This is a genomic window from Citrobacter sp. Cpo074, assembly GCF_030332745.1.
GTDB lineage: Bacteria > Pseudomonadota > Gammaproteobacteria > Enterobacterales > Enterobacteriaceae > Citrobacter > Citrobacter portucalensis.
On the sequence record NZ_JAOWHG010000030.1, the window covers coordinates 66,966 to 93,480 of the forward strand.

Consider the following 26,515-nt stretch of genomic DNA (forward strand, 5'->3'; position numbering starts at 1 on the left):
ACAAAAAAGGGTTTCCTGCCATAATATCTGCCTCTTTGTGACAGGAGTCGCAGCGCATTCGGTCGCCCGTGATTTTCCCGGATGCGTAAATCTATGAGCCTTGTCGCGGTTAACAATCCCTAAAAAACCTTACTATTCCAGGTAATACATATTGGCTAAGGAGCAGTGAAATGCGTGTGAACAACAGTTTAACCCCGCAAGATCTCAAGGCTTATGGTATCAATGACGTTCAGGATATCGTTTACAATCCAGACTACGACACGCTTTTCCAGGAAGAACTTGATCCAAACCTGGAAGGTTATGAACGTGGCGTGTTAACGAATCTGGGCGCCGTTGCCGTTGATACCGGTATCTTTACCGGACGTTCGCCAAAGGATAAGTACATTGTCCGTGACGACACCACGCGCGACACGCTGTGGTGGTCCGACAAAGGTAAAGGTAAGAACGACAACAAACCGCTCTCCCCGGAAACCTGGCAGCATCTGAAAGGATTAGTCACCCAGCAACTTTCCGGCAAGCGCCTGTTTATCATTGATGCTTTCTGCGGCGCTAACGCCGATACCCGTCTTTCCGTGCGCTTCATTACCGAAGTTGCCTGGCAGGCGCATTTTGTCAAAAACATGTTCATCCGCCCAAGCGACGAAGAGCTGGTTGATTTCAAACCTGATTTCATCGTGATGAACGGCGCTAAATGCACCAACCCGCAGTGGAAAGAGCAGGGTCTGAACTCCGAAAACTTCGTGGCTTTCAACCTGACTGAGCGTATCCAGTTGATTGGCGGTACCTGGTACGGCGGCGAAATGAAGAAAGGTATGTTCTCCGTAATGAACTACCTGCTGCCGCTGAAAGGCATTGCCTCCATGCACTGCTCAGCAAACGTTGGGGAAAAAGGCGATGTGGCAGTCTTCTTTGGCCTGTCCGGCACCGGTAAAACCACGCTGTCCACCGACCCGAAACGTCGCCTGATTGGCGATGACGAACACGGCTGGGATGACGACGGCGTGTTTAACTTCGAAGGCGGTTGCTACGCGAAGACCATCAAACTGTCTAAAGATGCCGAGCCGGAAATCTACAACGCGATCCGTCGTGACGCGCTGCTGGAAAACGTCACCGTGCGCGAAGATGGTTCCATCGATTTCGATGATGGTTCAAAAACTGAGAACACCCGCGTTTCCTACCCGATTTATCACATCGATAATATCGTTAAGCCGGTGTCAAAAGCGGGCCATGCTACCAAAGTGATCTTCCTGACCGCCGACGCATTTGGCGTGCTGCCGCCGGTTTCTCGCCTGACCGCAGACCAAACACAGTACCACTTCCTGTCTGGCTTCACCGCCAAACTGGCCGGTACCGAACGCGGCGTCACCGAACCGACCCCAACCTTCTCAGCCTGCTTCGGCGCAGCATTCCTGTCTCTGCACCCAACGCAGTACGCAGAAGTGCTGGTGAAACGTATGCAGGCGGCAGGTGCGCAGGCGTATCTGGTTAACACCGGCTGGAACGGTACCGGCAAGCGTATCTCTATCAAAGATACCCGTGCGATTATCGACGCCATCCTGAACGGTTCGCTGGATGACGCGGAAACGTTCCGTCTGCCAATGTTTGACCTGGCTATCCCGACCGAGCTGCCGGGTGTGGACACTCGCATTCTCGATCCGCGTAATACCTACGCATCTCCGGAGCAGTGGCAGGAAAAAGCCAATGCACTGGCGAAACTGTTTATCGAGAACTTCGAGAAATATACCGACACCCCTGCAGGTGAAGCGCTGGTTAGCGCCGGACCGAAGCTGTAACGAAAAGTGCCGGATGGCAGTTTCGCCTTATCCGGCCTACAGCAACAAAAAGGGAGGCATTTTGCCTCCCTTTGTTATGCGTCTTTCGTGTTGCCCGGCGCGCGAGTGAAGGGAACCGGAAGCCATGCACGAATCGACAGCCCACCGCGTTCACTGGTACCAATCTCCAGCATACCGTTATGGTTATCAATAATACGCTGCACAATCGCCAGACCCAGGCCCGTGCCGCTGGTACTGCGCGCGCTGTCGCCGCGGACAAACGGCTGGAACAGGTGCTTACGCTGCTCCGGCTTGATGCCCGGACCATCATCTTCTACCTGGAACCAGGCGCGATGCTGCTCCATTCCGCTACTGACCTTAATCCAGCCGTTGCCGTAGCGGGCGGCATTAACCACCATATTGGCAACCGCACGCTTGATCGACAGCGGGTGCATCTTCACCTGAATGCTGCCCGGCAGCAGCGCAGTTTCGATTTCACGTTCGTAGCCGCTTTCTGCCGCAACCACTTCACCCAGCACCGAGTTCAGATCTGCCATCTCCATTGGCATCTCCTGACCGGTACGCAGGTAATCGATGAACTGCTCGATGATGGCGTTACACTCTTCGATGTCCTTATTGATGGACTCCGCAAGATAACCGTCCTCTTCGCCCATCATTTCCGTCGCCAGACGAATACGCGTCAGCGGGGTACGTAAATCGTGGCTCACGCCCGCCATTAACAGCGTACGGTCATCGGCCAGCTGCTTCACGCCCGCGGCCATATGGTTAAAGGCTCGGGTTACGGAGCGCACCTCTGAAGCGCCATACTCACGCAACGGCGGCGGAATGATACCTTTCCCCACCTGCAGCGCCGCATGTTCAAGATCCACCAATGGCCGGTTCTGGATACGGATAAACAGCCACGCCCCACCGATAGCCAGCAGCATAATCGCTAGCGTATAGCGGAACAGCGGCGAGAAGTCACCCTGATGAATTTCTGTAAGCGGCACGCGTACCCAGATATTGGGCGACAGCCAGGTTTTCAGCCACACGACCGGCGAGCTTTTGTTTACCTCAACGCGGACTTCCGTTGGGCCACCCAGCTGCTGCGCCATCTGATGGCTTAAGAATTCATAGTGTTGCGCCCAACGCAGTCCGGCCTCTTCAGCAGCCTCGTTGGAATAGAGAGAAATACCCAGCTCACGATAAATTTCCCGGCGGAATGCGGGCGGCACCACCAGTTGCGTACCGTCCTCCAGTTGCAGTTTATCGGTCATCAGCATACGAACTTCGTACGCCAGAACCTTATTAAACTGCTGGAGGCTCGGCAGAATCGCGAAGTTCAGCACTACCAGGTATGTCGTCACCAGGCTGGCAAACAGCAAGGTGACGATGAGCAATAACGTGCGGGCAAACGAACTTCGTGGTGAGAAGCGCATTCGCCTCATGCTTTAGAACCGTCCGGAACAAAGACATAGCCCAGACCCCATACGGTCTGAATGTAGCGTGGATGAGCCGGATCTTCTTCCACCATGCGGCGCAGACGGGAGATCTGGACGTCGATAGAACGTTCCATCGCAGAATATTCACGACCACGGGCGAGGTTCATCAGCTTGTCGCGGGACAGCGGCTCGCGCGGGTGGCTTACCAGCGCTTTCAGTACCGCAAACTCCCCGCTGGTGAGCGGCATCGGCTCATCTTCGCGGAACATTTCACGCGTACCGAGGTTCAGCTTGAACTTACCAAAAGCGATAACCGCTTCTTCCTGAGAAGGTGCGCCCGGCAGTTCATTCGCCTGACGACGCAGAACTGCGCGAATACGTGCCAGCAGCTCACGCGGGTTAAACGGTTTCGGGATGTAATCGTCGGCACCGATTTCCAGCCCTACGATACGGTCAACTTCTTCACCCTTCGCTGTGACCATAATGATCGGCATCGGGTTGCTCTGGCTGCGCAGGCGACGGCAAATAGACAGGCCATCTTCTCCCGGCAGCATTAAATCCAGCACCATCAGGTGAAAGGACTCACGGGTCAGCAGACGATCCATCTGCTCAGCGTTTGCGACGCTTCGAACCTGGAAGCCCTGCTCGGTCAGATAACGCTCCAGAAGTGCACGCAAGCGCATGTCGTCATCGACCACCAGAATCTTATAGTTCTCTTGCATTGTTATTACTCCCAAAGGTTCGCAACAATTAAGTGTATATTCTTAAGAAAGCTAACGTGAGTCACCAGCGAATTCTGGTATGAATTCCAGGCTAAATTGTTACAAAGCATATTAAACAGCAGCTTAAGTATACAATGTTTCTCGCAATACATTATTTATTCTGTTGATATGCTCACGTAATACTAATTGTGCGCATCATCACAGAGTCGAAGGTAAAACAATAAGATGAAAACGCCCCTGATAACCCGTGAAGGGTATGAAAAACTTAAACAAGAGCTGAATTATCTCTGGCGTGAAGAGCGCCCGGAAGTCACCAAAAAAGTTACCTGGGCCGCAAGTCTGGGTGACCGCAGCGAAAATGCCGACTACCAGTATAATAAAAAGCGCCTGCGTGAGATCGACCGCCGCGTCCGTTATTTGACCAAGTGCATGGAGAATCTAAAAATCGTCGATTACTCCCCACAGCAGGAAGGCAAAGTCTTCTTTGGCGCATGGGTTGAGATTGAAAATGACGATGGCGACATCCGCAAATTCCGTATTGTTGGCTACGATGAGATCTTCGGTCGTAAGGATTACATCTCAATCGACTCACCAATGGCGCGGGCGCTATTGAAAAAAGAGGTCGGCGATCTCGCAGTAGTAAACACCCCAGGTGGCGAAGCCAGCTGGTACGTGAATGAGATTGAATACGTGAAGTGAGACCGGAACAATCCGAAGCCCCGGCAGATGGCTGGCATTTTTGCCAGTCAATCCGTATAACTATCCCCTGATTTTTTATCCTATAGACGAAGCTATCCATGATGAATGATTCTTTCTGCCGCATTATCGCAGGTGAAATTCAGGCTCGTGCTGAACAGGTAGAAGCTGCCGTTCGCCTGCTTGACGAAGGGAACACCGTGCCGTTTATCGCACGATATCGTAAGGAAATCACCGGCGGTCTGGACGATACGCAACTGCGTAATCTGGAAACCCGTCTGGGATATCTGCGTGAACTGGAAGACCGCCGTCAGGCAATCCTGAAATCTATCGGCGAGCAAGGCAAACTGACCGACGATCTGGCGAAAGCGATCAACGGCACGTTAAGTAAGACCGAACTCGAAGACCTCTATCTGCCGTACAAACCTAAGCGCCGCACCCGTGGGCAGATCGCCATTGAGGCCGGACTGGAGCCGCTGGCAGACCTGTTGTGGAACGAACCGTCTCACGACCCGGAAACGGAAGCCGCAAAATATCTCAACGCCGAAAACGGCGTGGCGGATACCAAAGCCGCCCTCGACGGCGCGCGCTACATTCTAATGGAGCGCTTCGCTGAAGATGCTGCTCTGCTGGCGAAAGTACGTGATTATCTGTGGAAAAACGCCCACCTGGTCGCCACCGTGGTAAGCGGTAAAGAAGAGGAAGGCGCTAAGTTCCGCGACTACTTCGATCACCACGAACCGATTTCTACCGTGCCATCCCACCGTGCGCTGGCCATGTTCCGTGGCCGTAACGAAGGCGTGTTGCAACTTTCACTGAATGCCGATCCGCAATTCGATGAGCCACCAAAAGAGAGCCACGGCGAGCAGATTATCCGGGATCACCTGGGACTACGCCTGAACAACGCCCCAGCAGACAGCTGGCGTAAAGGCGTGGTTAGCTGGACGTGGCGCATCAAGGTGCTGATGCACCTCGAAACGGAGCTGATGGGTACCGTGCGCGAACGTGCGGAAGATGAAGCTATCAACGTCTTTGCCCGTAACCTGCATGACCTGCTTATGGCCGCTCCGGCCGGGCTGCGCGCCACCATGGGCCTCGATCCAGGTCTGCGTACCGGTGTAAAAGTGGCAGTGGTTGACGGTACCGGCAAGCTGGTCGCGACCGACACCATTTATCCGCATACCGGTCAGGCCGCCAAAGCCGCCGTTGCCGTTGCGGCGCTGTGTGAAAAACACAACGTTGAACTGGTGGCGATTGGTAACGGTACGGCGTCGCGCGAAACCGAGCGTTTCTTCCTCGACGTGCAAAAGCAGTTCCCGCAAGTGACCGCGCAGAAAGTGATCGTCAGTGAAGCCGGCGCGTCGGTTTACTCCGCATCCGAACTGGCGGCGCTGGAGTTCCCGGACCTCGACGTATCTCTGCGTGGCGCGGTGTCTATCGCCCGTCGTCTGCAGGATCCGCTGGCTGAGCTAGTGAAAATCGATCCGAAATCTATCGGTGTGGGCCAGTATCAGCACGACGTTAGCCAGACCCAGCTGGCGCGTAAGCTGGATGCGGTAGTGGAAGACTGTGTGAACGCCGTCGGCGTCGATCTGAATACCGCCTCCGTACCGCTGCTGACCCGTGTTGCTGGTCTGACGCGCATGATGGCGCAGAATATCGTTGCCTGGCGCGATGAGAACGGTCAATTCCAGAACCGTCAGCAACTGTTAAAAGTCAGCCGTCTTGGGCCTAAAGCCTTTGAACAGTGCGCGGGCTTCCTGCGTATCAACCACGGCGATAACCCGCTGGATGCCTCTACCGTTCACCCGGAAGCTTATCCGGTTGTGGAACGCATTCTGGCTGCCACCGAGCAATCGTTGCGTGATCTGATGGGTAACAGCAGCGAATTGCGTAATCTGAAAGCCGCTGATTTTACCGACGAACGCTTCGGGGTGCCGACCGTCACCGACATCATCAAAGAGCTGGAAAAGCCGGGCCGCGATCCGCGTCCTGAATTTAAAACCGCGCAGTTTGCCGATGGTGTAGAAACCATGAACGATCTGCTGCCGGGAATGATTCTGGAAGGGGCAGTCACCAACGTCACCAACTTCGGCGCATTTGTTGATATCGGCGTGCATCAGGATGGTCTGGTGCATATCTCTTCACTGTCGAATAAGTTCGTCGAAGATCCACACACCGTGGTGAAAGCGGGCGACATTGTGAAGGTGAAAGTGCTGGAAGTGGACCTGCAACGTAAGCGTATCGCGCTGACCATGCGTCTGGACGAGCAGCCGGGTGAAACCAATGCGCGTCGCGGCGGCGGGAATAACGATCGCGCTCAGGGCAATCGCCCGGCACCAAAAGCGGCGAAACCGCGTGGCCGTGACGCACAGCCTGCAGGCAACAGCGCGATGATGGATGCGTTGGCGGCGGCGATGGGTAAAAAACGCTAAGTTTAAACCCTGTGCCGGATGGTGGTGTAAACGCCCTGTCCGGCCAGGTTATCGCAATTAATTTGCAGGCCGGATAAGACGCATGAGCGACGCCATCCGGCATATTTAATCCATGCCCCGCTTTGCACCACAATATATTTATCACTTCATTAACAGATGAAACCTTAATTAAACATTAAGATCCCCAATAATTACTTCCGCGAATCACTCGTTTCCAACCAGAATAAATATTGAGGAATATCAAAATTGGCTCAAATTATTATCCAATTGTACATTCCGTCACATTTATTCTATTGATGATAGAAACCATTCTCATTATCATTGATTTGTTGATTATTTACTCTTTCCTTACGTTGGCTAATCATCTGGTCTCATGCCGCCCTGTCGCCCCATGAGGTTATCATCCAGTTAGCGAGATATAAGTAGGTCCCTATGCAATTCACTCCTGACAGTGCGTGGAAAATTACCGGTTTTGCCCGTGAAATCAGCCCGGCTTATCGTCAGAAACTGTTGTCACTTGGCATGCTACCCGGCTCATCCTTCAACGTGGTACGCGTCGCCCCGCTCGGCGATCCTATCCATATCGAAACGCGTCGCGTAAGTCTGGTATTGCGTAAGAAGGATCTGGCGTTATTAGAAGTGGAAGCGGTTTCCTGTTAATACAGTGAGTCTATAAAAATGAAAAAACTAACCATTGGTTTAATTGGTAATCCTAATTCCGGCAAGACAACTTTATTCAACCAGCTCACCGGCGCGCGCCAGCGTGTAGGCAACTGGTCTGGCGTTACCGTTGAGCGTAAAGAAGGCCATTTCGCCACGACGGACCACCAGGTCACGCTGGTCGATTTACCCGGCACCTATTCTCTGACGACAATCTCATCGCAAACCTCTCTCGATGAGCAGATTGCCTGCCACTATATTTTATGCGGCGACGCGGATCTCTTGATCAACGTGGTCGATGCTTCAAACCTTGAACGCAACCTCTACCTGACGTTGCAACTGCTTGAGCTGGGTATTCCCTGTATCGTCGCACTGAACATGCTGGATATTGCTGAGAAACAGCAAATCCGTATCGATATCGACGCCCTCTCCGCTCGTCTTGGCTGTCCGGTGGTTCCACTGGTATCCACCCGCGCCCGCGGCATTGAAGCACTGAAGCTGGCGATCGATCGCTACAAAGAAAACGACACCGTTGAGCTGGTCCATTATGCCCAGCCGCTGCTGCAAGAAGCTGATTCCCTCGCCGACGCAATGGCCAAAGATATGCCGCTTAAACAGCGCCGCTGGCTGGGCCTACAGATGCTCGAAGGCGATATCTACAGCCGTGCTTACGCCGGTGATGCAGCACAAAACCTTGATGCCGCTGTTGCTCGCCTGAGCGAGACAATGGACGACCCGGCGCTACATATTGCCGATGCACGTTACCAGTGCATTGCCGCTATCTGCGATACCGTCAGTAATACCCTGACGGCAGAGCCGAGCCGTTTCACCACAGCGGTAGATAAAATTATCCTCAACCGCTTCCTCGGTCTGCCGATTTTCCTGTTCGTGATGTACCTGATGTTCCTGCTTGCCATCAACATTGGCGGCGCGCTGCAGCCGTTGTTTGATGTTGGCTCCGTGGCACTCTTTATCCATGGTATTCAGTGGATTGGCTATACGCTGCATTTCCCGGACTGGCTGACCATCTTCCTGGCCCAGGGCCTTGGCGGCGGGATTAACACCGTGCTGCCGCTGGTACCGCAAATCGGCATGATGTATCTGTTCCTCTCCTTCCTTGAAGACTCCGGCTACATGGCGCGCGCCGCATTTGTGATGGACCGTCTGATGCAGGCGCTGGGACTTCCGGGCAAATCGTTCGTCCCGCTGATCGTCGGCTTTGGCTGTAACGTACCGTCAGTGATGGGCGCACGTACGCTGGATGCCCCGCGTGAGCGTCTGATGACCATCATGATGGCGCCGTTTATGTCCTGTGGTGCACGTCTGGCGATTTTCGCCGTCTTTGCCGCCGCGTTCTTTGGTCAGAACGGCGCGCTGGCGGTCTTCTCGCTGTACGTACTGGGTATCGTCATGGCGGTGTTGACCGGCCTGATGCTCAAACACACCATCATGCGTGGCGAAGCAACGCCGTTCGTGATGGAGCTGCCGGTATATCACGTACCGCACATTAAGAGTCTGATCATTCAAACCTGGCAACGTCTGAAAGGCTTCGTTCTGCGTGCAGGTAAAGTCATCATCATCGTCAGCATTTTCCTCAGTGCCTTTAACAGCTTCTCACTGAGCGGGAAAATCGTCGACAACATCAACGACTCAGCTCTGGCTTCCGTGAGCCGCGTCATTACCCCAGTCTTCAAACCGATTGGTGTTCACGAAGATAACTGGCAGGCAACCGTAGGTCTGTTCACCGGCGCGATGGCGAAAGAAGTGGTTGTCGGTACGCTGAACACGCTCTATACCGCAGAAAACATTCAGGAAGAAGAGTTCAACCCGGCAGATTTCCACCTCGGTGATGAGCTGCTCAGCGCGGTAGATGAAACCTGGCAAAGCCTGAAAGACACTTTCAGCCTGAGCGTGCTGGCTAACCCTATCGAAGCCAGCAAGGGCGACGGTGAAATGGCTACCGGTGCAATGGGCGTGATGGGCGAGAAATTTGGCAGCGCCGCCGCCGCGTACAGCTACCTGATCTTTGTTCTGCTGTATGTACCGTGCATTTCAGTGATGGGCGCTATCGCACGTGAATCCAGCCGTGGCTGGATGAGCTTCTCGATTCTGTGGGGCCTGAATATCGCCTACTCTCTGTCGACGCTGTTTTATCAGACGGTCAGCTACAAAGAGCATCCGACCTACAGCCTGGTGTGCATTTTAGCGGTCATCCTGTTTAACATCGTGTTGCTGGGCCTGCTGCGCCGAGCTCGCAGCCGCGTGGACCTCGCACTGCTGGCAACCAACAGGACGGCGAGTTCCTGCTGTTCCAGCACGACTGGCGATTGCCACTAAGGTTATCGACAATGGCATCGCTTATTCAGGTTCGTGATTTACTGGCTTTGCGGGGGCGCATGGAGGCTACACAAATTAGCCACACGCTGCATACCCCGCAGCCCATGATTGACGCCATGCTGAATCAGTTAGAAAAGATGGGCAAAGCGGTGCGGATTCAGGAAGATGCCGACGGGTGTCTTTCCGGAAGCTGCAAAAGTTGCCCGGAAGGTAAAGCCTGCCTGCGCGAGTGGTGGGCTTTACGCTAATCAGATGCTCTTTGCCGGATGGCGCTACGCTTATCCGGCCTACAAATGATGCAAACGTCCAGGCCGGATAGCGCGTTTACGCTGATATCCGGCTTTTTTGCGTAATGGATTCCACACAGATTTCATTATTTCAGCAAAAAAGATCTATCCTCCAGCCAGCCACGCATCGTTATTAATCCGTGGATGATTACTGGTAACCTGGGAAGTAGAGTCTCGTCATCTTTTTTCTCAGGTATAGCACCGCGTTTCCACTGATCGATATCACTGTTGTGCCCGATGACAAGATTATGCAGCATCGCTGGATGGCGCTGTTGGAGCTCATCCAAAAGCATATTCGTAAACGCGATTTGATGGGGCTGGTAGAAAAACTGGCCATCCTGCTTGTTAAAGGACACGCTAATGACAACCAGTTGAAAGCCTTGTTTAATTATTTAATGCAGGCCGGTAACACCACACATTTTGGCGAGTTTCTTCATGAAGTCGCCGAACGTTTACCCCAACATAAGGACAAGTTGATGACTATCGCCGAAAGATTACGACAGGAAGGGCACCTAAATGGTCTTCAGGAAGGCCATAGGAAAGGGTTGCAAGAAGGGTTACAAACGGGTCTGCAACAAGGCAAACGAGAGGAAGCATTACGTATTGCATCAACCATGCAGGCTGATGGTATAGACCCACTAACCATCATCAGAATTACTGGCCTGACCGCTGAGGATCTGGCTACGCGCAGCCATTAATCTCAGGCCCGGCGAGCATGGCACCACCGGGCAACACATCAAATTTATAGTTTCTGTTTTAACGCCACAAGCGCTGCACAGAATTCGGCGGGATGCGAGATAAACGGCGCATGCGCCGCTTTGGCAAACACCAAAGACTCGCTCTGCGGCCACAGGGCATCCAGCATCGGGACGACTTTGCGCGGCACCAGCCCGTCAAGATAGCCGTACAACCGCAGGAAAGGCATTTCCACCGCGCACAGCGGTTCTCGCAGATCGACCGTTTTCAGGATCTCCAGTCCACCATTGAGCACCTCGACGTCCGGCATGGGTAAAGCCAGTACCGTTTTCTTCAGCGCTCGCGCATCCTGACGCGCAGTTTCTGTGCCCATCGTTTGCAATGCCAGAAAACGCTCCACCGTACGCTGGAAATCTTCGCTCAGCTGCTGCTGGAAGCCTGCCAGCACCTCTGGCTTGATTCCCGGCCACTCATCCCGCGCGCTAAAGCAAGGAGAAGACGCGACGGTCACCAGCGCCTGAACACGCTCAGGATGCGTTAACGCCACCTGACTCGCGACCAGCCCGCCCAGACTCCAGCCGAGCCAGATAGCTTTCTCCGGTGCCTGTTTCAATACCCGCTCAGCCATCTCTTCCAGTGACATTGCACCGAAACCCTGGCTACGACCAAATCCCGGTAAGTCGACAAGATGCAGCGTAAAATGCGAGCTCAGTTCCTCGCTTATGCAATGCCACACTTGCGCATTCAGTCCCCATCCGTGCAGCAGCACAAGATGGCAATTTCCCGAACCCTGGGTCTGCCACCAGATGTCATTCATCAGTTATTGTTCTCTTTTAGCCTGAAAGGATGCATCTATGCTAACAGTACCGGGATTGTGCTGGCTATGCCGAATGCCCCTGACGTTAGGGCATTGGGGGATCTGCTCAGTCTGTACGCGGGCAACGCGTCAACACGCCAGCCTGTGCCCTCAATGTGGACTCCCTGCCGCTCATACCGTCATTCCCTGTGGGCGCTGCCTGCAAAAACCGCCGCCGTGGCAGCGGCTGGTTACCGTCAGCGACTATGTTCCGCCGTTGAGCGGGCTTATCCACCAGCTCAAGTTTTCAAGATGCAGCGAAACAGCCTCAGCTCTTTCACGTTTGCTGTTGCTGGAGGTACTACAGGCCCGGCGCGCCAGCGGCCTTCTTCTACCGGACAGGCTGGTCAGCGTCCCGCTCTGGCAACGTCGACACTGGCGCAGAGGGTTTAATCAGAGCGATTTACTGTGCCGCCCGCTGGCACGCTGGCTGGGTTGCGACTGGGACAGCCGGACCATCTCGCGGGTTCGGGCAACCGCCACACAGCACCATCTCAGCGCCCGATTACGTAAACGTAACCTGAAAAATGCCTTTCGCCTTGAATTGCCGGTGCAGGGACTCCATATGGTTATTGTGGATGATGTCGTCACTACCGGAAGTACCGTCGCGGAAATCGCGCAGCTGCTTTTACGCAACGGCGCGGCGACTGTCCAGGTATGGTGCCTGTGTCGAACCTTGTAGAGCCTCGATGATGGGCGTATTATAACCAAGTAAAATAGTCAACTATTAGGCCATTACTATGATCCATATTTCCGATGCTGCACAAGCGCACTTTGCCAAACTGCTGGCAAATCAGGAAGAAGGGACACAAATCCGCGTATTTGTGATTAATCCCGGCACGCCTAACGCTGAATGCGGCGTTTCTTATTGTCCGCCGGACGCCGTGGAAGCAACCGACACCGCCATTAAATTTGACCTGCTGACCGCATATGTTGATGAACTGAGCGCACCGTATCTGGAAGATGCAGAAATCGATTTCGTTACCGACCAGTTAGGCTCCCAGCTGACCCTGAAAGCACCAAACGCCAAAATGCGTAAAGTTGCCGATGATGCGCCGCTGATGGAACGCGTGGAGTACATGCTGCAATCGCAGATCAACCCACAGCTGGCTGGCCACGGTGGTCGTGTCTCTCTGATGGAAATCACCGATGAAGGCTACGCCATTCTGCAGTTTGGCGGCGGCTGTAACGGCTGTTCAATGGTAGATGTAACGCTGAAAGAAGGTATCGAGAAGCAGCTGCTGGCTGAATTCCCTGAACTGAAAGGCGTTCGCGATTTAACCGAACACCAGCGCGGCGAGCACTCTTACTACTAACGCCCGAACCTGTAGAGTATCCGTAGGCCCGATAAGACGCACCCGCGTCGCTATCGGGCATTAATGCCGGGTGGTAGCGTAATCGCGGTCTCCGGCTTACACCCCAACATTTCTTCGCATTTATCCTGCAACAATCCCCCGCATAATTTGACCAGCTTCTCATATTTTAAATTTTGCCTGTCCAGGTGATTTTCAAGCGTAGCATGTTACCCGTATCATTCGTGTCAGCACCTCACACACACATAATAGCCAGTTAAACTGATTAGTTTTGAAGGCAACCAGCATTGGTGCTGAGAATACTCTGTTCCCGGTCGGGACAATCGGAATTTGTCATCTAAACACTGACGTTACCCATAACAAAGTAAAGGCCAGGTAAATCATGCCATTAGTCATCGTTGCTATCGGTGTAATCTTGTTACTCCTCCTGATGATCCGTTTCAAAATGAACGGCTTCATCGCTCTCGTCCTGGTGGCGCTTGCTGTCGGATTGATGCAAGGGATGCCACTGGATAAAGTCATCGGTTCGATTAAAGCCGGCGTCGGCGGAACCCTTGGCAGCCTCGCCCTGATTATGGGTTTTGGCGCCATGCTGGGCAAAATGCTGGCGGACTGCGGCGGCGCACAGCGCATCGCAACCACGCTGATTGCTAAATTCGGCAAAAAACACATTCAGTGGGCAGTGGTATTAACCGGCTTCACCGTCGGTTTTGCCCTGTTCTACGAAGTCGGCTTCGTGCTGATGCTGCCGCTGGTATTCACCATTGCTGCCGCTGCTAACATCCCGCTGCTGTACGTTGGTGTGCCGATGGCGGCTGCGCTGTCCGTTACTCACGGCTTCCTGCCGCCGCACCCGGGTCCAACCGCTATTGCCACCATTTTCCACGCAGACATGGGTAAAACTCTGCTGTTTGGTACGATTCTGGCAATCCCGACCGTTATTCTCGCCGGTCCGGTATACGCGCGTTTCCTGAAAGGCATCGATAAGCCAATCCCGGAAGGTCTGTACAGCGCAAAAACCTTCACTGAAGAAGAGATGCCAGGCTTTGGCGTCAGCGTCTGGACCTCTCTGGTCCCGGTTATCCTGATGGCAATGCGCGCCGTGGCGGAGATGATTCTGCCGAAAGGCCATGCTTTCCTGACGGTTGCAGAATTCCTCGGTGACCCGGTCATGGCAACGCTGATTGCGGTGCTGATTGCGATGTTCACTTTTGGTCTGAACCGCGGACGTTCGATGGATCAGATTAACGACACGCTGGTGTCCTCAATCAAAATCATCGCGATGATGCTGTTGATCATCGGTGGTGGCGGTGCCTTCAAACAGGTTCTGGTTGATAGCGGCGTAGACAAATACATCGCTTCAATGATGCACGGCTCTAACGTTTCTCCGCTGCTGATGGCATGGTCTATCGCTGCAGTACTGCGTATCGCACTGGGTTCCGCAACCGTTGCAGCGATTACTGCAGGTGGGATTGTGGCACCGCTGATTGCAACGACCGGCGTAAGCCCTGAGCTGATGGTTATTGCGGTTGGTTCCGGTTCCGTCATCTTCTCCCACGTGAACGATCCTGGGTTCTGGCTGTTCAAGGAGTACTTCAACCTGACCATCGGTGAAACCATCAAGTCATGGTCAATGTTGGAAACCATTATCTCCGTCTGCGGTCTGGTAGGGTGTCTGCTGCTGGGTATGGTGGTCTGATAAAACTGAGCCTGATGGCGCTACGCTTATCAGGCCTACGTGTTACGAGCCATCACCATAAAAAAGCCGGGGAAATCCCCGGCTTTCTTACTTCTTCTTCGCGGCCGCTTTTCGCCGCTTATCCAAATCCTTAATCAGCTTATTCACGCCCTCATCGGCAAACATCTGCTCCAGCGTGGCGGTGAGCTTACGCCGCCAGTTTTTGTACTGGTCGCTGGTCCCCGGAATGTTGACCGGCTCAGCCATATCCAGCCAGTCTTCCGGTTGCAGGCCCAGTAGCGCACTGTTGCTGTCAGCGATGTAGCGTTGCATGCCGCGATTCAGAATCGGCGTCATCGACATCAGGGACGCCTTGTGACCGGCACGTTTTGGCAGGCAGCCGTATTTGTGCAGCGCGTCCAGCAGCCCTTGTTTCGCCAGTTCCCGGTCCTGATACAACCCGCGCAGCACGACTTCATCCGGATACAGGCCCAGTGCTTTACCTAGCGTCAGATCGCCGCTATCCCAATAACCTTTAAGCGTAGGAAGGTCATGCGTCGCCGCGACTGCCATTGATTGTTCCGGGTACGCTTTCGGCGCACGGAAGTTTTTCTCATGGTCATTCTCAAAATAAAGCACTTTGTAGGAGTAGACGCCACTGTCACGCAGCTTGCTGACGATCTCCACCGGCACGGTACCCAGATCTTCACCAATCACCATGCAGTGGTGACGTTTACTTTCCAGCGCCAGAATTGAAAGCAAATCATCGACCGGATAATGCACGTAGGCACCGTGATCGGCAGTTTCACCGTAAGGGATCCACCACAGACGCAGCATCGACATGACATGGTCGATACGCAACGCGCCGCAATTCTGCATATTGGCGCGCAGCAGTTCGATAAACGGTTCGTAGGCGCGTGCCGTGATGATGTGCGGATCCATCGGCGGCAGTCCCCAGTTTTGCCCAAGCGGACCGAGAATATCCGGCGGCGCGCCAACTGAAGCTTTCAGGCAATACAACTCGCGGTCACACCAGGTTTCCGCCCCGCCTTCGGCCACGCCAACGGCCAGGTCGCGATACAGCCCTATCGGCATTGCAAAGCCCTGGCTGGTTTTCCAGCAGTCAGCAAACTGGGTATACGCCAGCCACTGCAACCACAGGTAGAAATCTACGTCATCACGATGTTCTTCGCAGAAGCGTTTTACCTCTGGCGAGTCCACTGACTGGAAAACTTCTGGCCACACCGGCCAGCCCCAGCGCAATGCGTCCTCTTTCACCTGATGCGCATGCAGCGCATCAAAGGCCGCCTGCCAGTAGAGGCTATCCCCTTCCTGAGCCACAAACTGGCGAAATGCCGCCATCTGCTCATCATCACGCGCAGAGAAGCTTTTCCACGCCATACGTAGCGCCGTCATCTTCAGTGCGGTAACGGCAGAATAATCAACCCACTCGGTATCGCGCGCGCGTTGCAGAGCTTGCTGAGTCGCGGGTTTCTTCCACCACGCCTGCGCCTCTTTACTCAGACGGAAATCATCTACGGCGTTTACATCAATATAAATAACGTTCAACCAGCGGCGTGACGACGGGCTGTACGGGCTGGCACTCTCCGGATTCGCCGGATACAGCGCGTGAATCGGATTAAGCCCGATAAACGCGCCGCCGCGTTGCGCCACATCCACCAGCATGGTGCGGAGATCGCCGAAGTCGCCAATCCCCCAGTTATTTTCCGATCGCAGGGTGTAGAGCTGTACACATGCGCCCCACAGCTTCTGCCCGGCTAACAACGCCTGCGGTTCATAGCAGCGCTTTGGTGCCACGATGATACGACAATGGGAACGCAGCTCGCCCTGGGTCAGGGTCAACGTGTGATACCCCTCCGGCAGCTTCGCCGGAAGGTTAAAAGATTTACCGCCGACGGCATGCCCTTTGTGCTGCACGCCCTCTTCGGTGGTCAGCAGCCAGTTAAACTCTCCGCTTCCCTCAACCGCCAGCGGCATTTTCTTGCCAGCGGTATAGACCATGACATTCGGCACCGGGGTTACCGCCACCTGAGTGGCAGCGGTGGTGCGATGCATGGCGTCAAGCAAACGCCGTTTGGTTTCGGCGCCAATAGACTGCGGTTTACCGTGGGCATTAATGTAATTGGGGCTGATCCCCGCCGCCAGCGCGGCATTATCCAGACGTTTGCTTTCCATCGCTATTCCTTAACGTTTCGCCTGCCAGATACGAGCCTGATAATCGCGGATGGAGCGATCAGAGCTGAACATGCCGCAACGCGCGGTATTCAGAATCGCCGCCCGGGTCCAGGCGTCCTGGTCACGATACAACACGTCAACCTGCTTCTGAGCTTCAACGTAGGCCGCGAAGTCCGCCATCACCAGATACGGGTCGCCGCCCTGCTTGCCGATACTGTGCAGCATCTGGTCAAAGGCATGCTTGTCGCCATCGCTGTATTTCCCGCTTTCCAGCTCTTTCAGGACAGCATCCAGCACTTTGTCTTTTTTACGCCATTTCACCGGGTCGTAGCCTTTGGCTTTGAGCGCCTTCACCTCTTCCACGGTATGACCAAAGATAAAGATATTCTCGTCACCCACCTTCTCGGCGATTTCGACGTTTGCACCATCCAGCGTACCTACGGTTAACGCACCGTTCAGCGCCAGCTTCATGTTACCGGTGCCGGAAGCCTCTTTCCCTGCGGTTGAAATCTGCTCAGAGATATCCGCCGCCGGGATCAGCATTTCCGCCGCCGAGACACAATAATCCGGCAGGAAGACAACCTTCAGCTTGTCACCGACTTTCGGGTCGTTATTGATGGTTTGTGCAACCTGGTTGATGGCGAAGATGATATTTTTCGCCAGGTAGTAACCCGGAGCAGCCTTTGCGCCAAACAGAAATACGCGCGGCACGCGATCTGCCTGCGGGTTCTCACGGATTTCTTTGTACAACGCCAGAATATGCAGCAGATTCAGGTGCTGGCGCTTGTACTCATGAAGACGTTTAATCTGAATATCAAAGATAGCGTTAGTCGTTATTTCAATACCGGTACGCGCTTTAATAAACTTCACCAGACGCTCTTTGTTCGCCAGCTTGATGTCACGATACTGCTGACGGAACTTCGCATCGTCCGCGTATTTTTCCAGGTTAATCAGCTGGTCGAGGTCGTTAGCCCACTCTTTTTTCAGCGATTTATCCAGCAGTGCGGCAAGCGCCGGGTTGCATTGCTTAATCCAGCGACGCGGAGTAATCCCGTTAGTGACGTTATGGAATTTGTTCGGCCAGAGCTGGTGATATTCCGGGAACAGATCTTTCACCACCAGATCGGAGTGCAGCGCCGCCACGCCGTTGACCGCAAAACCGCTGACCACACACATGTTGGCCATACGCACCTGTTTATTGTGCACCACTGCAAGCTTCGCCCAGACTTCAGCATCACCCGGCCAGGTTTTATCAACCAACGTCTTAAAGCGGTCGTTAATCTCTTTGATGATTTGCATGTGGCGCGGCAGGAGTGCTTTCACCAGTTTCTCATCCCAGCACTCTAACGCTTCCGGCATCAGGGTGTGGTTGGTGTAAGCGAAGGTCTTGCTGGTAATCGCCCACGCATCGTCCCAGCTCATCTGGTGCTCATCAATCAGCACGCGCAGCAGTTCAGGGATCGCGATAGTCGGGTGAGTATCGTTAAGTTGAATGACTTCGTAATCAGCCAGTTCGTGCAGCTTACGCCCTGCCAGATGATGGCGGCGCAGAATGTCGGCTACGGAGCAGGCGCACTGGAAGTACTGCTGCATCAGGCGCAGCTTTTTACCCGCGGTGTGGTTATCGTTCGGGTACAGCACTTTCGTCAGTTTTTCAGCGTCGATGCCCTGCTGCTCTGCGCGCAGGAAATCGCCGTCATTAAATTTGGTCAGGTTAAACGGGTGCGCATGGCTGGCCTGCCACAGACGCAGCGGTTGCGCTACGCCGTTACGGTAACCGAGAACCGGCAGATCCCAGGCCTGGCCGGTGATAGTAAACCCTGGCTCCCAGTGCCCTTCTTTGGTGACCTTGCCGCCAATCCCAACCTGCACATCCAGCGCCTCGTTGTGACGGAACCACGGGTAGCTGCCACGATGCCAGTCATCCGGGGCTTCCATCTGTTGGCCATCGGCAAACGACTGACGGAACAGGCCGTACTGGTAGTTGAGGCCATAGCCCGTCGCCGACTGGCCGACTGTCGCCATCGAATCAAGGAAGCAGGCCGCCAGGCGTCCCAATCCACCGTTACCCAACGCCGGATCGATCTCTTCTTCCAGCAGATCAGTCAGGTTGACGTCATGCGCTTTCAGCTCATCGCTCACCGCCTGATACCAGCCGAGGTTGAGTAAATTGTTGCCGGTCAGGCGACCAATCAAAAACTCCATCGAGATGTAGTTAACGTGACGCTGATTTTTTGCCGGTTTCGCCGCAGGCTGGGCGCTGAGTAACTCAGCCAACGCCCCACTCACTGCCTGCCACCACTGGCGCGACGTCATTTCTTGAGCCGACAGTAAACCGAAGCGCTGCCACTGACGCGTCAGGGCAGCCTGAAATTGATCTTTGTTGAAAGTAGGCTGTGACATAGGGGTTCCAGATCCTTAGGTAATAAAACAACGTTATCGCTAGTTTGCCTGGCTCGTTGTTGACATTCCTCATCCTGGCACGGATTAGGGAGGGAGGAGGAGCAGGGATGAGCATAAAAGTGTGATCGCTGCCACTTTATTATTACCAACTACGCCAATAAATCGACTGACTTCGCAGTGCACTGTACCAGAGACGCCTCGCCTGATTTGACAAGAATCAGCATAATACCTTACAAGACGAGATGACAAATTAATAATTATAACTTTTACAACAATTACTACAGCCGCTATTTTAAAAATAACAAGACGGTTGAAATCAAAATAATTCAAGAGCACACTGAGATAAATCTTCGACATAAAAATAAAACAAACAAATACTATCCAAGGATATATATGGCAAACTTATCTTGGATTACTCTGAAAGGTGAATTACAGGGTAATATTTCCGAAAACTGCGGCTCCAGGTACTCTATAGGAAATAAGTCTCAGACAAATCATCTCAACCAAATTATGATTTATGGACTTGAGCATGAAACAACGCGTCAGCAGAACGTTAATCACCACGAACTCCAGATTATCAAACCTGTTGATCGTTCGTCCCCTTTGTTGAACAAAGCGATCAACGATAACGAAACGCTGGAATGCGAAATATCCCTCTATCGTACCACACCTACAGGAATGCAAGAAGTCTATTATAAAATTAAATTATTCAAAGCACATATATCAAACATTAAATTAATAGTCCCTCACAATATCATTGAAAACGGAAACGAAGCACAAGAACGCGTTTCCTTTATTTTTGAATCGATTAGTTGGGAACACTGCATGGCTAGTACCAGCGCTTATAGTTTGTGGAGTGAACGAATTTTCTGACGCCAAACATCTCTTGATAAGGAAAAATCATGCGTAAACGCAACAACGCATTAAATGGCAACTCACTCAGGTTTCAGGACGAACGACCGCAGGCAAGAGATTTTAATAGCTGGCATACCATGAACCCTGTGCAGCGCGATATGGCCTTTATGGATGGCTCATTTATCACGCAAAGTCATCACATCCTTCTGCTCACTCTCGAAGAAGCACAGCAGGTGGCGGACGATTTAATGGGCGGAGTAGATAAATTTTTTTCTTACCGCGCTGCACCCGGCAACTTCAAAGATGGCCTGGATAGCTTCCGCAGTCTCTCTAAGCTTACTACCTATTACAATTCCGCACAGGAGCTGGTCTTTAATTTCAGGGCAATCCGCATTAAAGCCATTGAATACAAAGTCGGTGGGAAAACTTATATCAAAATTACCGGGTATCCCGCCCTGCGCCGGATTCTTAACGGAACCCGCTACGGAGCAAGCCATCCACAGATGCTGGAAATGGCATTGGGTAAACGTGGGCTTTATAACAGCCTTAGAAATGGCGTCAAATATTGCATTTACTTCTCACTTGCCTGGCGGGCAATCGAACTGATCTTTAAGTCCGATTATGACATGGTAGATTTTTTGGTAGATATCTCAATGGATGCAGCAAAAGCGGTGGTATCGGGAGTAGTGATTGGAGTGATGGTTACTGGAGTATTGACAATATTTAGTGTTCCTGTAGTAATCACGACTCTTGGTATTATTATCGTAGGGTTATTTTTCAACTATGAATTAAATGACCTGGACGATAAAATAGGGCTATCAGTTTCATTAAAGAACAAACTTCGCGACTATCTTCACCATAGTAAACATGAAAATTATGGTTTTAATAGCCCTTATTTTTACTCTTTTTAAGGAAAGCGAATGACTAAGCTCCATTTGCGCCTGATATCTTTCTCTCTTACTATTTTTTTCTGTAGTCTCCTTTATATGATATTCACTGGGAGCATAATGGGAAATTTTCTTTCACTAATTAGAATGGGTGATGTAATTTCCTATAACAAAAATACATGCGCAATAGTAGGAGGAATACCAACAATATTTCTATTTTCAATACTTTCTGTTTTCGCATTATTTAGTAAGGAAGGTCGTTTGAAAAAACTGCCCACTACAATAGAGTTATGGATGACAATGATTGTAGTAATTTCCTTTCTCATAGGCATTATTGCTAACTGTCTTATTCCCTTTTTATTGTTTGGATTATCATACACATCCTGCCCCCAGAAGAAGCTTCATGATTTCTACGTTACAGATATCGAACTGTGTAAAACTATCGTAGATAAACGTGGCTTGTGGTAACGGATTCATCATACTTTTATTAATTTAAGGAATTGAATCGTTATTTTCAAAGAAAATGAGTATAGAACTCTGCAAAATCTATAGTCACCAATGATTTACATTAAAAATTATCACCAACAGTAACAATTAAGATAATTCTATAACAGCAAATCATGCTTCGTCAGAAGGGGTTCAATCGCCGCCCTTGGTCAAACACTTCAACAGCCGCGCATCCTGACACCGGTTTCAGTAGGTGTCTATCATCTTAAGAATTTGTGACATAGCGCAAAATAAGACAGTCCAATCCCGGACATAACTTGCAATAAATCTTAATCTGGCCGACCTTATATCTATTAATTACGAAGCGCAAAAAAAATCATTCTTCCCTATTTTCACACAGTGAAGTGACTAACTTATGTTGATTCCGTCTAAATTAAGTCGTCCGGTTCGACTCGACCATACGGTGGTTCGTGAGCGCCTGTTGGCTAAACTTTCCGGCGCGAACAATTTCAGGCTTGCCCTGATAACAAGTCCTGCTGGTTATGGAAAAACGACGCTGGTTTCACAATGGGCGGCAGGGAAAAATGATTTAGGCTGGTATTCTCTGGATGAGGGCGATAATCAGCAAGAGCGCTTTGCCAGTTATCTGATCGCCGCTATCCAACAGGCAACCGGTGGACACTGCACCACCAGCGAAGCGATGGTGCAAAAACGTCAGTACGCCAGCCTGACGTCACTGTTTGCCCAGCTATTTATCGAACTGGCCGAGTGGCACCGCCCGCTCTACCTGGTAGTAGATGATTATCATCTGATCTCTAATCCGGCCATTCACGAAGCGATGCGTTTCTTCCTGCGTCATCAGCCTGAAAACCTCACGCTGGTCGTGCTGTCGCGCAATCTGCCGCAGTTGGGTATTGCCAACCTGCGGGTGCGCGATCAACTGCTGGAGATAGGCAGTCAACAGCTGGCCTTTAACCATCAGGAAGCCAAACAATTTTTCGACCGACGTTTGTCCTCCCCCATCGAAGCAGCTGAAAGCAGCCGGATGTGCGATGACGTTGCTGGCTGGGCCACAGCATTACAACTGATCGCCCTTTCCGCCCGCCAGAACAATCATTCCGCGCACCAGTCAGCACGACGCCTCGCGGGGATCAACGCCAGCCATTTGTCCGATTATCTGGTTGATGAAGTGCTGGACAGCGTCGACCTCGGCACCCGTCACTTCCTGCTAAAAAGCGCCATTCTGCGATCCATGAACGATGCGCTGATCGTCCGCGTTACCGGGGAAGAAAACGGCCAGATGCGGCTGGAAGAAATTGAGCGCCAGGGGTTATTCCTGCAGCGAATGGATGACGTTGGCGAGTGGTTCAGCTATCACCCCCTGTTTGGCAGCTTTTTACGCCAGCGCTGCCAATGGGAACTGGCGAACGAACTGCCTGAAATACACCGCGCCGCAGCTGAAAGCTGGATGGCGCAAGGCTTCCCCAGCGAAGCTATCCACCACGCGCTGGCGGCCGGCGACGCCCATATGCTACGCGATATCCTGCTTAATCATGCGTGGGGACTGTTTAACCATAGCGAGCTGACGTTACTGGAAGAGTCGCTGAAAGCCCTGCCGTGGGAAAGCCTGCTGGAAAATCCGCGTCTGGTTCTGTTGCAAGCCTGGCTGATGCAAAGCCAGCACCGCTACGGAGAGGTTAACACCTTGCTGGCGCGCGCAGAGCAGGAAATGAAAGGCGACATGGAGCCGACACTGCACGCCGAATTCAACGCTTTACGGGCGCAGGTAGCGATTAACGACGGCAACCCTGACGAAGCCGAACGCCTGGCGAAACTGGCGCTGGATGAGTTACCCATCGCCTGGTTCTATAGCCGGATCGTCGCTACCTCGGTGCACGGCGAAGTCCTGCACTGTAAGGGCGATCTCACGCGCTCTCTGGCGTTAATGCAGCAAACCGAGCAAATGGCGCGCCATCATGACGTCTGGCATTACGCACTGTGGAGTCTTATCCAGCAAAGCGAAATTTTGTTTGCCCAGGGCTTTTTACAGGCCGCCTGGGAAACTCAGGAAAAAGCATTCCAGCTGATCAAAGAGCAGCACCTGGAACAGCTGCCGATGCACGAATTCCTGGTACGTATTCGCGCACAACTACTGTGGGCATGGGCGCGTCTGGACGAATCAGAAGCCTCTGCCCGTAGCGGTATTGAACTGCTTTCCACTTTCCAGCCGCAGCAACAGCTACAGTGTCTGGCGTTGCTGGTTCAGTGTTCACTGGCGCGGGGCGATCTCGATAACGCTCGCAGCCTGCTCAACCGCCTGGAAAACCTGCTGGGTAACGGTCACTATCACAGCGACTGGATCTCCAACGCCGATAAGGTGCGGGTGATTTACTGGCAAATGGTGGGCGACAAAAACTCGGCCGCCAACTGGCTGCGCCACACGCCGAAACCAGAATTCGCCAATAACCACTTCCTGCAAAGCCAGTGGCGCAACATCGCTCGTGCACAAATCCTGCTCGGCGAGTTTGAACCGGCTGAGATTGTGCTGGAAGAGTTGAATGAAAATGCGCGCAACCTGCGCCTGATGAGCGATCTGAACCGCAACCTGTTGCTGCTTAATCAGCTCTACTGGCAGGCAGGGCGCAAAAATGACGCCCAGCGTGTGTTACTCGACGCCCTACAGCTGGCGAACCGCACCGGGTTTATCAGCCACTTTGTTATCGAAGGCGAGGCCATGGCGCAACAACTGCGTCAGCTGATTCAGCTCAATACCTTACCGGAACTCGATCAGCACCGCGCCCAGCGCATTTTGCGTGAGATTAACCAGCACCACCGCCATAAATTTGCCCACTTCGATGAAGGATTCGTTGAGCGTCTGCTTACTCACCCGGAAGTGCCGGAGCTTATCCGCACCAGCCCGCTGACCCAGCGCGAATGGCAGGTTCTGGGACTGATTTATTCGGGCTACAGCAACGAGCAGATCGCCGGAGAGCTGGCCGTCGCGGCAACGACCATCAAGACGCACATCCGCAATTTGTACCAAAAGCTCGGCGTCGCACATCGCCAGGATGCGGTACAACATGCGCAGAAGCTGCTGAAGATGATGGGGTACGGCGTTTAGTTAATGCCTGATACGCAACGCTTATCAGGCCTGGAATTACCTTAGCACAGCTCTAACTGGATATGATGGTCAGCAATCACCTGCATCACACCAGCAGGCGGCAGCGTGTCGGTATACACCGCATCCACCATGCTGATGCTGCCCATATTCACCATCGCGTTACGCCCAAACTTCGAGTGGTCCACCACCAGCATCACATGCCGTGAATTCTCAATGATCGCGCGCTTGGTGCGAACCTCGTGATAATCAAACTCCAGCAGAGAACCATCGCTGTCGATGCCGCTGATCCCTAAGATGCCGAAGTCCAGACGGAACTGAGAAATAAAGTCGAGGGTCGCTTCACCCATAATACCGCCATCGCGGCTACGCAGTTCACCACCGGCGAGGATTATGCGGAAATCCTCTTTCGCCATCAGCGTGTTCGCCACATTGAGGTTGTTGGTCACAATGCGTAAATTGCTGTGATTAAGCAGCGCGTGAGCCACCGCTTCCGGCGTGGTTCCGATATCAATAAACAGCGTTGAGCCGTTCGGGATTTGCGTGGCAACTTTGCGGGCAATGCGCTCTTTTTCCGCCGTCTGCGTCGCTTTACGGTCATGCCACGGGGTGTTGACCGAGCTGGATGGCAGCGCCGCGCCGCCGTGATGGCGCAAAATCATGTTCTGATCGGCCAGATCGTTAAGATCGCGGCGAATCGTCTGCGGGCTGACGGAGAAATGCTCCACCAGCTCTTCAGTACTGACGTATCCCTGTTTTTTTACCAGCTCGATGATCGCGTCATGTCGTTGTGTTTGCTTCATTAGTGTTCCCTGAAATTTTGCCGGATGCGCTAACGCTTATCCGGCCTACAAAGTTCGTTTCCGCACATTCATCGTATCGGCAAACGCCATTGCCAGACCCACGGCCAATCCGGCGACATGAGCGCCATTCGCCATCGACATGCCGAATAGATCAAACCAGCCGGCAACAATCCAGATCAAAGCAAAGATAATCAAACCACGCTGCAGGAAAATACCGCTTTGCGGATCGCGCTCGCCGCGCAACCACACGTAGCCCATCAGCGCATATACCACGCCAGACAGTCCACCAAACCACGGGCCGCTAAATTTCTGCTGAACATAGCCGCTCAACAGGGCGCTGATCACGGTAATTACAATCAGTTTTCCACTGCCCAGACGCTTTTCAACCGCACCGCCGAGATACCACCACCACAACAGGTTGAACAGAATATGCATCAGCGAGAAGTGCATAAAAGCGTGGGTGAAATAACGCCAGAATTCAAATTTCAGCGAAGGGTCAAACGGCCATGCCAGCCAGAGCATCACCGCCTGGTCGCCCAGCACGTTCATCGCGATAAACACCAGCACACACGCGGCCATCACCAACCAGGTTACCGGGCCTGCGCGTTCGCGCAATGTGGCCAGGAACGGATAACGCTGGTAGTGCAGACCGCTGTCGGTCTGACCCGACTGCCAGCTTGCCGCGAGGTAGCGCGGATCGCCCGGATTCTCCAGAAATCTCGCCAGTTCAGCATGCACGCGCTCGGCCTGGGACTCATCCGCCAGCCAGACATCCGTTTGCTGATGTTGTTGAATCGTCAGGATAACGCCCTGTGTCGCCATATAATCAACAAATGCCTGCGCCACGCGGGGGTTAGCAAAAGAGGTAATCATCAACATGGTTGCTGTCGCTTCATCCACACAAAAGAGGAC

Annotated in this window: 20 protein-coding genes and 1 pseudogene; 14 read left to right on the plus strand and 7 right to left on the minus strand. The window is 52.9% G+C overall.

Going from position 1 to position 26,515, the window contains the following annotated elements; genetic code table 11:
* The first annotated feature begins 170 nt into the window (after nt 1-170).
* Nucleotides 171-1,793 (plus strand): phosphoenolpyruvate carboxykinase (ATP), encoded by a 1,623-nt coding sequence (pckA, locus tag OGX83_RS13165; protein ID WP_003023529.1) that lies wholly within the window; start codon nt 171-173, stop codon nt 1,791-1,793.
* A gap of 74 nt (nt 1,794-1,867) precedes the next feature.
* Here the strand turns inward: pckA and envZ are convergent, their stop codons facing one another.
* Nucleotides 1,868-3,220 (minus strand): two-component system sensor histidine kinase EnvZ, encoded by a 1,353-nt coding sequence (gene envZ / locus OGX83_RS13170; RefSeq protein ID WP_003827658.1) that lies wholly within the window; start codon nt 3,218-3,220, stop codon nt 1,868-1,870.
* Nucleotides 3,217-3,936, minus strand: a complete 720-nt coding sequence (gene ompR, locus OGX83_RS13175) for an osmolarity response regulator transcription factor OmpR (RefSeq protein ID WP_001157751.1) — start codon at nt 3,934-3,936, stop codon at nt 3,217-3,219. The genes envZ and ompR overlap by 4 nt, the downstream gene beginning before the upstream one ends.
* A 225-nt stretch (nt 3,937-4,161) precedes the next feature.
* Between ompR and greB the strand changes: the two genes are divergently transcribed.
* The 6 genes and pseudogenes from greB to OGX83_RS13205 all read left to right on the plus strand — a co-directional run.
* Entirely contained in the window at nt 4,162-4,635 is a 474-nt protein-coding gene (gene greB / locus OGX83_RS13180) for a transcription elongation factor GreB (protein WP_003023524.1), read from the plus strand.
* 98 nt (nt 4,636-4,733) lie between these two features.
* The gene (locus OGX83_RS13185; protein WP_008786333.1) at nt 4,734-7,067 is read left to right on the plus strand and encodes a Tex family protein; all 2,334 of its coding nucleotides are present in this window, start codon (nt 4,734-4,736) and stop codon (nt 7,065-7,067) included.
* Nucleotides 7,068-7,499: 432 nt separating this feature from the next.
* Nucleotides 7,500-7,727 (plus strand): ferrous iron transporter A, encoded by a 228-nt coding sequence (gene feoA / locus OGX83_RS13190; RefSeq protein ID WP_003023519.1) that lies wholly within the window; start codon nt 7,500-7,502, stop codon nt 7,725-7,727.
* An 18-nt stretch (nt 7,728-7,745) separates the two neighbouring features.
* Nucleotides 7,746-10,064 carry a Fe(2+) transporter permease subunit FeoB gene (gene feoB, locus OGX83_RS13195; protein WP_286588226.1) on the plus strand — a complete coding sequence of 773 codons (2,319 nt, stop codon included), beginning with the start codon at nt 7,746-7,748 and terminating at the stop codon, nt 10,062-10,064.
* Between the two features lie 11 nt (nt 10,065-10,075).
* A complete protein-coding gene (feoC, locus tag OGX83_RS13200; protein WP_003023516.1) occupies nt 10,076-10,312 on the plus strand; it encodes a [Fe-S]-dependent transcriptional repressor FeoC in 237 nt (78 codons plus the stop codon).
* 233 nt (nt 10,313-10,545) lie between these two features.
* A pseudogene (locus OGX83_RS13205) lies at nt 10,546-11,049 on the plus strand (Rpn family recombination-promoting nuclease/putative transposase); the annotation flags it as partial.
* 44 nt (nt 11,050-11,093) lie between these two features.
* Here OGX83_RS13205 and bioH read toward each other — a convergent pair.
* Nucleotides 11,094-11,864: a pimeloyl-ACP methyl ester esterase BioH gene (gene bioH / locus OGX83_RS13210; protein ID WP_008786336.1), complete on the minus strand. Its 771-nt coding sequence runs from the start codon at nt 11,862-11,864 to the stop codon at nt 11,094-11,096.
* 37 nt (nt 11,865-11,901) lie between these two features.
* On the opposite strand from bioH, the gene gntX reads away from it, so the two are divergent.
* From gntX to gntT, 3 genes are all read left to right on the plus strand, one after another.
* Nucleotides 11,902-12,585, plus strand: coding sequence for a DNA utilization protein GntX (gntX, locus tag OGX83_RS13215; RefSeq protein ID WP_234691884.1), 684 nt, complete (start codon nt 11,902-11,904; stop codon nt 12,583-12,585).
* Between the two features lie 58 nt (nt 12,586-12,643).
* On the plus strand, nt 12,644-13,219 hold the full coding sequence (gene nfuA, locus OGX83_RS13220) for a Fe-S biogenesis protein NfuA (RefSeq protein ID WP_003023509.1): 576 nt from the start codon (nt 12,644-12,646) through the stop codon (nt 13,217-13,219).
* 379 nt (nt 13,220-13,598) lie between these two features.
* Nucleotides 13,599-14,915, plus strand: coding sequence for a gluconate transporter (gene gntT / locus OGX83_RS13225; RefSeq protein ID WP_003023507.1), 1,317 nt, complete (start codon nt 13,599-13,601; stop codon nt 14,913-14,915).
* 87 nt (nt 14,916-15,002) lie between these two features.
* Here the strand turns inward: gntT and malQ are convergent, their stop codons facing one another.
* Together malQ and malP are read right to left on the minus strand one after the other, a co-directional pair.
* Nucleotides 15,003-17,090, minus strand: a complete 2,088-nt coding sequence (gene malQ / locus OGX83_RS13230) for a 4-alpha-glucanotransferase (RefSeq protein WP_258884043.1) — start codon at nt 17,088-17,090, stop codon at nt 15,003-15,005.
* A 9-nt stretch (nt 17,091-17,099) separates the two neighbouring features.
* Nucleotides 17,100-19,493, minus strand: a complete 2,394-nt coding sequence (malP, locus tag OGX83_RS13235; protein ID WP_103284630.1) for a maltodextrin phosphorylase — start codon at nt 19,491-19,493, stop codon at nt 17,100-17,102.
* 393 nt (nt 19,494-19,886) lie between these two features.
* Between malP and OGX83_RS13240 the strand changes: the two genes are divergently transcribed.
* The 4 genes from OGX83_RS13240 (at nt 19,887) to malT (ending at nt 24,803) form a co-directional block, all read left to right on the plus strand.
* Nucleotides 19,887-20,366, plus strand: a complete 480-nt coding sequence (locus OGX83_RS13240) for an Hcp family type VI secretion system effector (RefSeq protein ID WP_213752615.1) — start codon at nt 19,887-19,889, stop codon at nt 20,364-20,366.
* Between the two features lie 29 nt (nt 20,367-20,395).
* Nucleotides 20,396-21,259 carry a hypothetical protein gene (locus OGX83_RS13245; RefSeq protein WP_286588232.1) on the plus strand — a complete coding sequence of 288 codons (864 nt, stop codon included), beginning with the start codon at nt 20,396-20,398 and terminating at the stop codon, nt 21,257-21,259.
* Between the two features lie 123 nt (nt 21,260-21,382).
* Nucleotides 21,383-21,703, plus strand: a complete 321-nt coding sequence (locus tag OGX83_RS22800; protein WP_353622193.1) for a DUF1240 domain-containing protein — start codon at nt 21,383-21,385, stop codon at nt 21,701-21,703.
* A 394-nt stretch (nt 21,704-22,097) separates the two neighbouring features.
* The gene (gene malT, locus OGX83_RS13250) at nt 22,098-24,803 is read left to right on the plus strand and encodes an HTH-type transcriptional regulator MalT (RefSeq protein ID WP_003827634.1); all 2,706 of its coding nucleotides are present in this window, start codon (nt 22,098-22,100) and stop codon (nt 24,801-24,803) included.
* A 41-nt stretch (nt 24,804-24,844) separates the two neighbouring features.
* On the opposite strand, the gene OGX83_RS13255 is transcribed toward malT, so the two are convergent.
* Nucleotides 24,845-25,603, minus strand: coding sequence for a DeoR/GlpR family transcriptional regulator (locus OGX83_RS13255; protein WP_003023499.1), 759 nt, complete (start codon nt 25,601-25,603; stop codon nt 24,845-24,847).
* Between the two features lie 45 nt (nt 25,604-25,648).
* Complete coding sequence (gene glpG / locus OGX83_RS13260) at nt 25,649-26,482, minus strand: rhomboid family intramembrane serine protease GlpG (protein ID WP_008786341.1); 834 nt, start codon at nt 26,480-26,482, stop codon at nt 25,649-25,651.
* Between the last annotated feature and the right edge of the window lie 33 nt (nt 26,483-26,515).

Bases quoted from the DNA above. Each gene is read 5' to 3' on its own strand.
- bioH (WP_008786336.1), bottom strand. From the start codon at position 11,864: ATGAATGACATCTGGTGGCAGACCCAGGGTTCGGGAAATTGCCATCTT.
- OGX83_RS13240 (WP_213752615.1), top strand. From the start codon at position 19,887: ATGGCAAACTTATCTTGGATTACTCTGAAAGGTGAATTACAGGGTAAT.
- malQ (WP_258884043.1), bottom strand. From the start codon at position 17,090: ATGGAAAGCAAACGTCTGGATAATGCCGCGCTGGCGGCGGGGATCAGC.
- OGX83_RS13185 (WP_008786333.1), top strand. From the start codon at position 4,734: ATGATGAATGATTCTTTCTGCCGCATTATCGCAGGTGAAATTCAGGCT.
- gntX (WP_234691884.1), top strand. From the start codon at position 11,902: ATGCTAACAGTACCGGGATTGTGCTGGCTATGCCGAATGCCCCTGACG.
- OGX83_RS13245 (WP_286588232.1), top strand. From the start codon at position 20,396: ATGCGTAAACGCAACAACGCATTAAATGGCAACTCACTCAGGTTTCAG.
- envZ (WP_003827658.1), bottom strand. From the start codon at position 3,220: ATGAGGCGAATGCGCTTCTCACCACGAAGTTCGTTTGCCCGCACGTTA.
- OGX83_RS22800 (WP_353622193.1), top strand. From the start codon at position 21,383: ATGGGTGATGTAATTTCCTATAACAAAAATACATGCGCAATAGTAGGA.
- gntT (WP_003023507.1), top strand. From the start codon at position 13,599: ATGCCATTAGTCATCGTTGCTATCGGTGTAATCTTGTTACTCCTCCTG.
- nfuA (WP_003023509.1), top strand. From the start codon at position 12,644: ATGATCCATATTTCCGATGCTGCACAAGCGCACTTTGCCAAACTGCTG.
- feoB (WP_286588226.1), top strand. From the start codon at position 7,746: ATGAAAAAACTAACCATTGGTTTAATTGGTAATCCTAATTCCGGCAAG.
- feoC (WP_003023516.1), top strand. From the start codon at position 10,076: ATGGCATCGCTTATTCAGGTTCGTGATTTACTGGCTTTGCGGGGGCGC.
- greB (WP_003023524.1), top strand. From the start codon at position 4,162: ATGAAAACGCCCCTGATAACCCGTGAAGGGTATGAAAAACTTAAACAA.
- ompR (WP_001157751.1), bottom strand. From the start codon at position 3,936: ATGCAAGAGAACTATAAGATTCTGGTGGTCGATGACGACATGCGCTTG.
- feoA (WP_003023519.1), top strand. From the start codon at position 7,500: ATGCAATTCACTCCTGACAGTGCGTGGAAAATTACCGGTTTTGCCCGT.
- malP (WP_103284630.1), bottom strand. From the start codon at position 19,493: ATGTCACAGCCTACTTTCAACAAAGATCAATTTCAGGCTGCCCTGACG.
- OGX83_RS13255 (WP_003023499.1), bottom strand. From the start codon at position 25,603: ATGAAGCAAACACAACGACATGACGCGATCATCGAGCTGGTAAAAAAA.
- malT (WP_003827634.1), top strand. From the start codon at position 22,098: ATGTTGATTCCGTCTAAATTAAGTCGTCCGGTTCGACTCGACCATACG.
- glpG (WP_008786341.1), bottom strand. From the start codon at position 26,482: ATGTTGATGATTACCTCTTTTGCTAACCCCCGCGTGGCGCAGGCATTT.
- pckA (WP_003023529.1), top strand. From the start codon at position 171: ATGCGTGTGAACAACAGTTTAACCCCGCAAGATCTCAAGGCTTATGGT.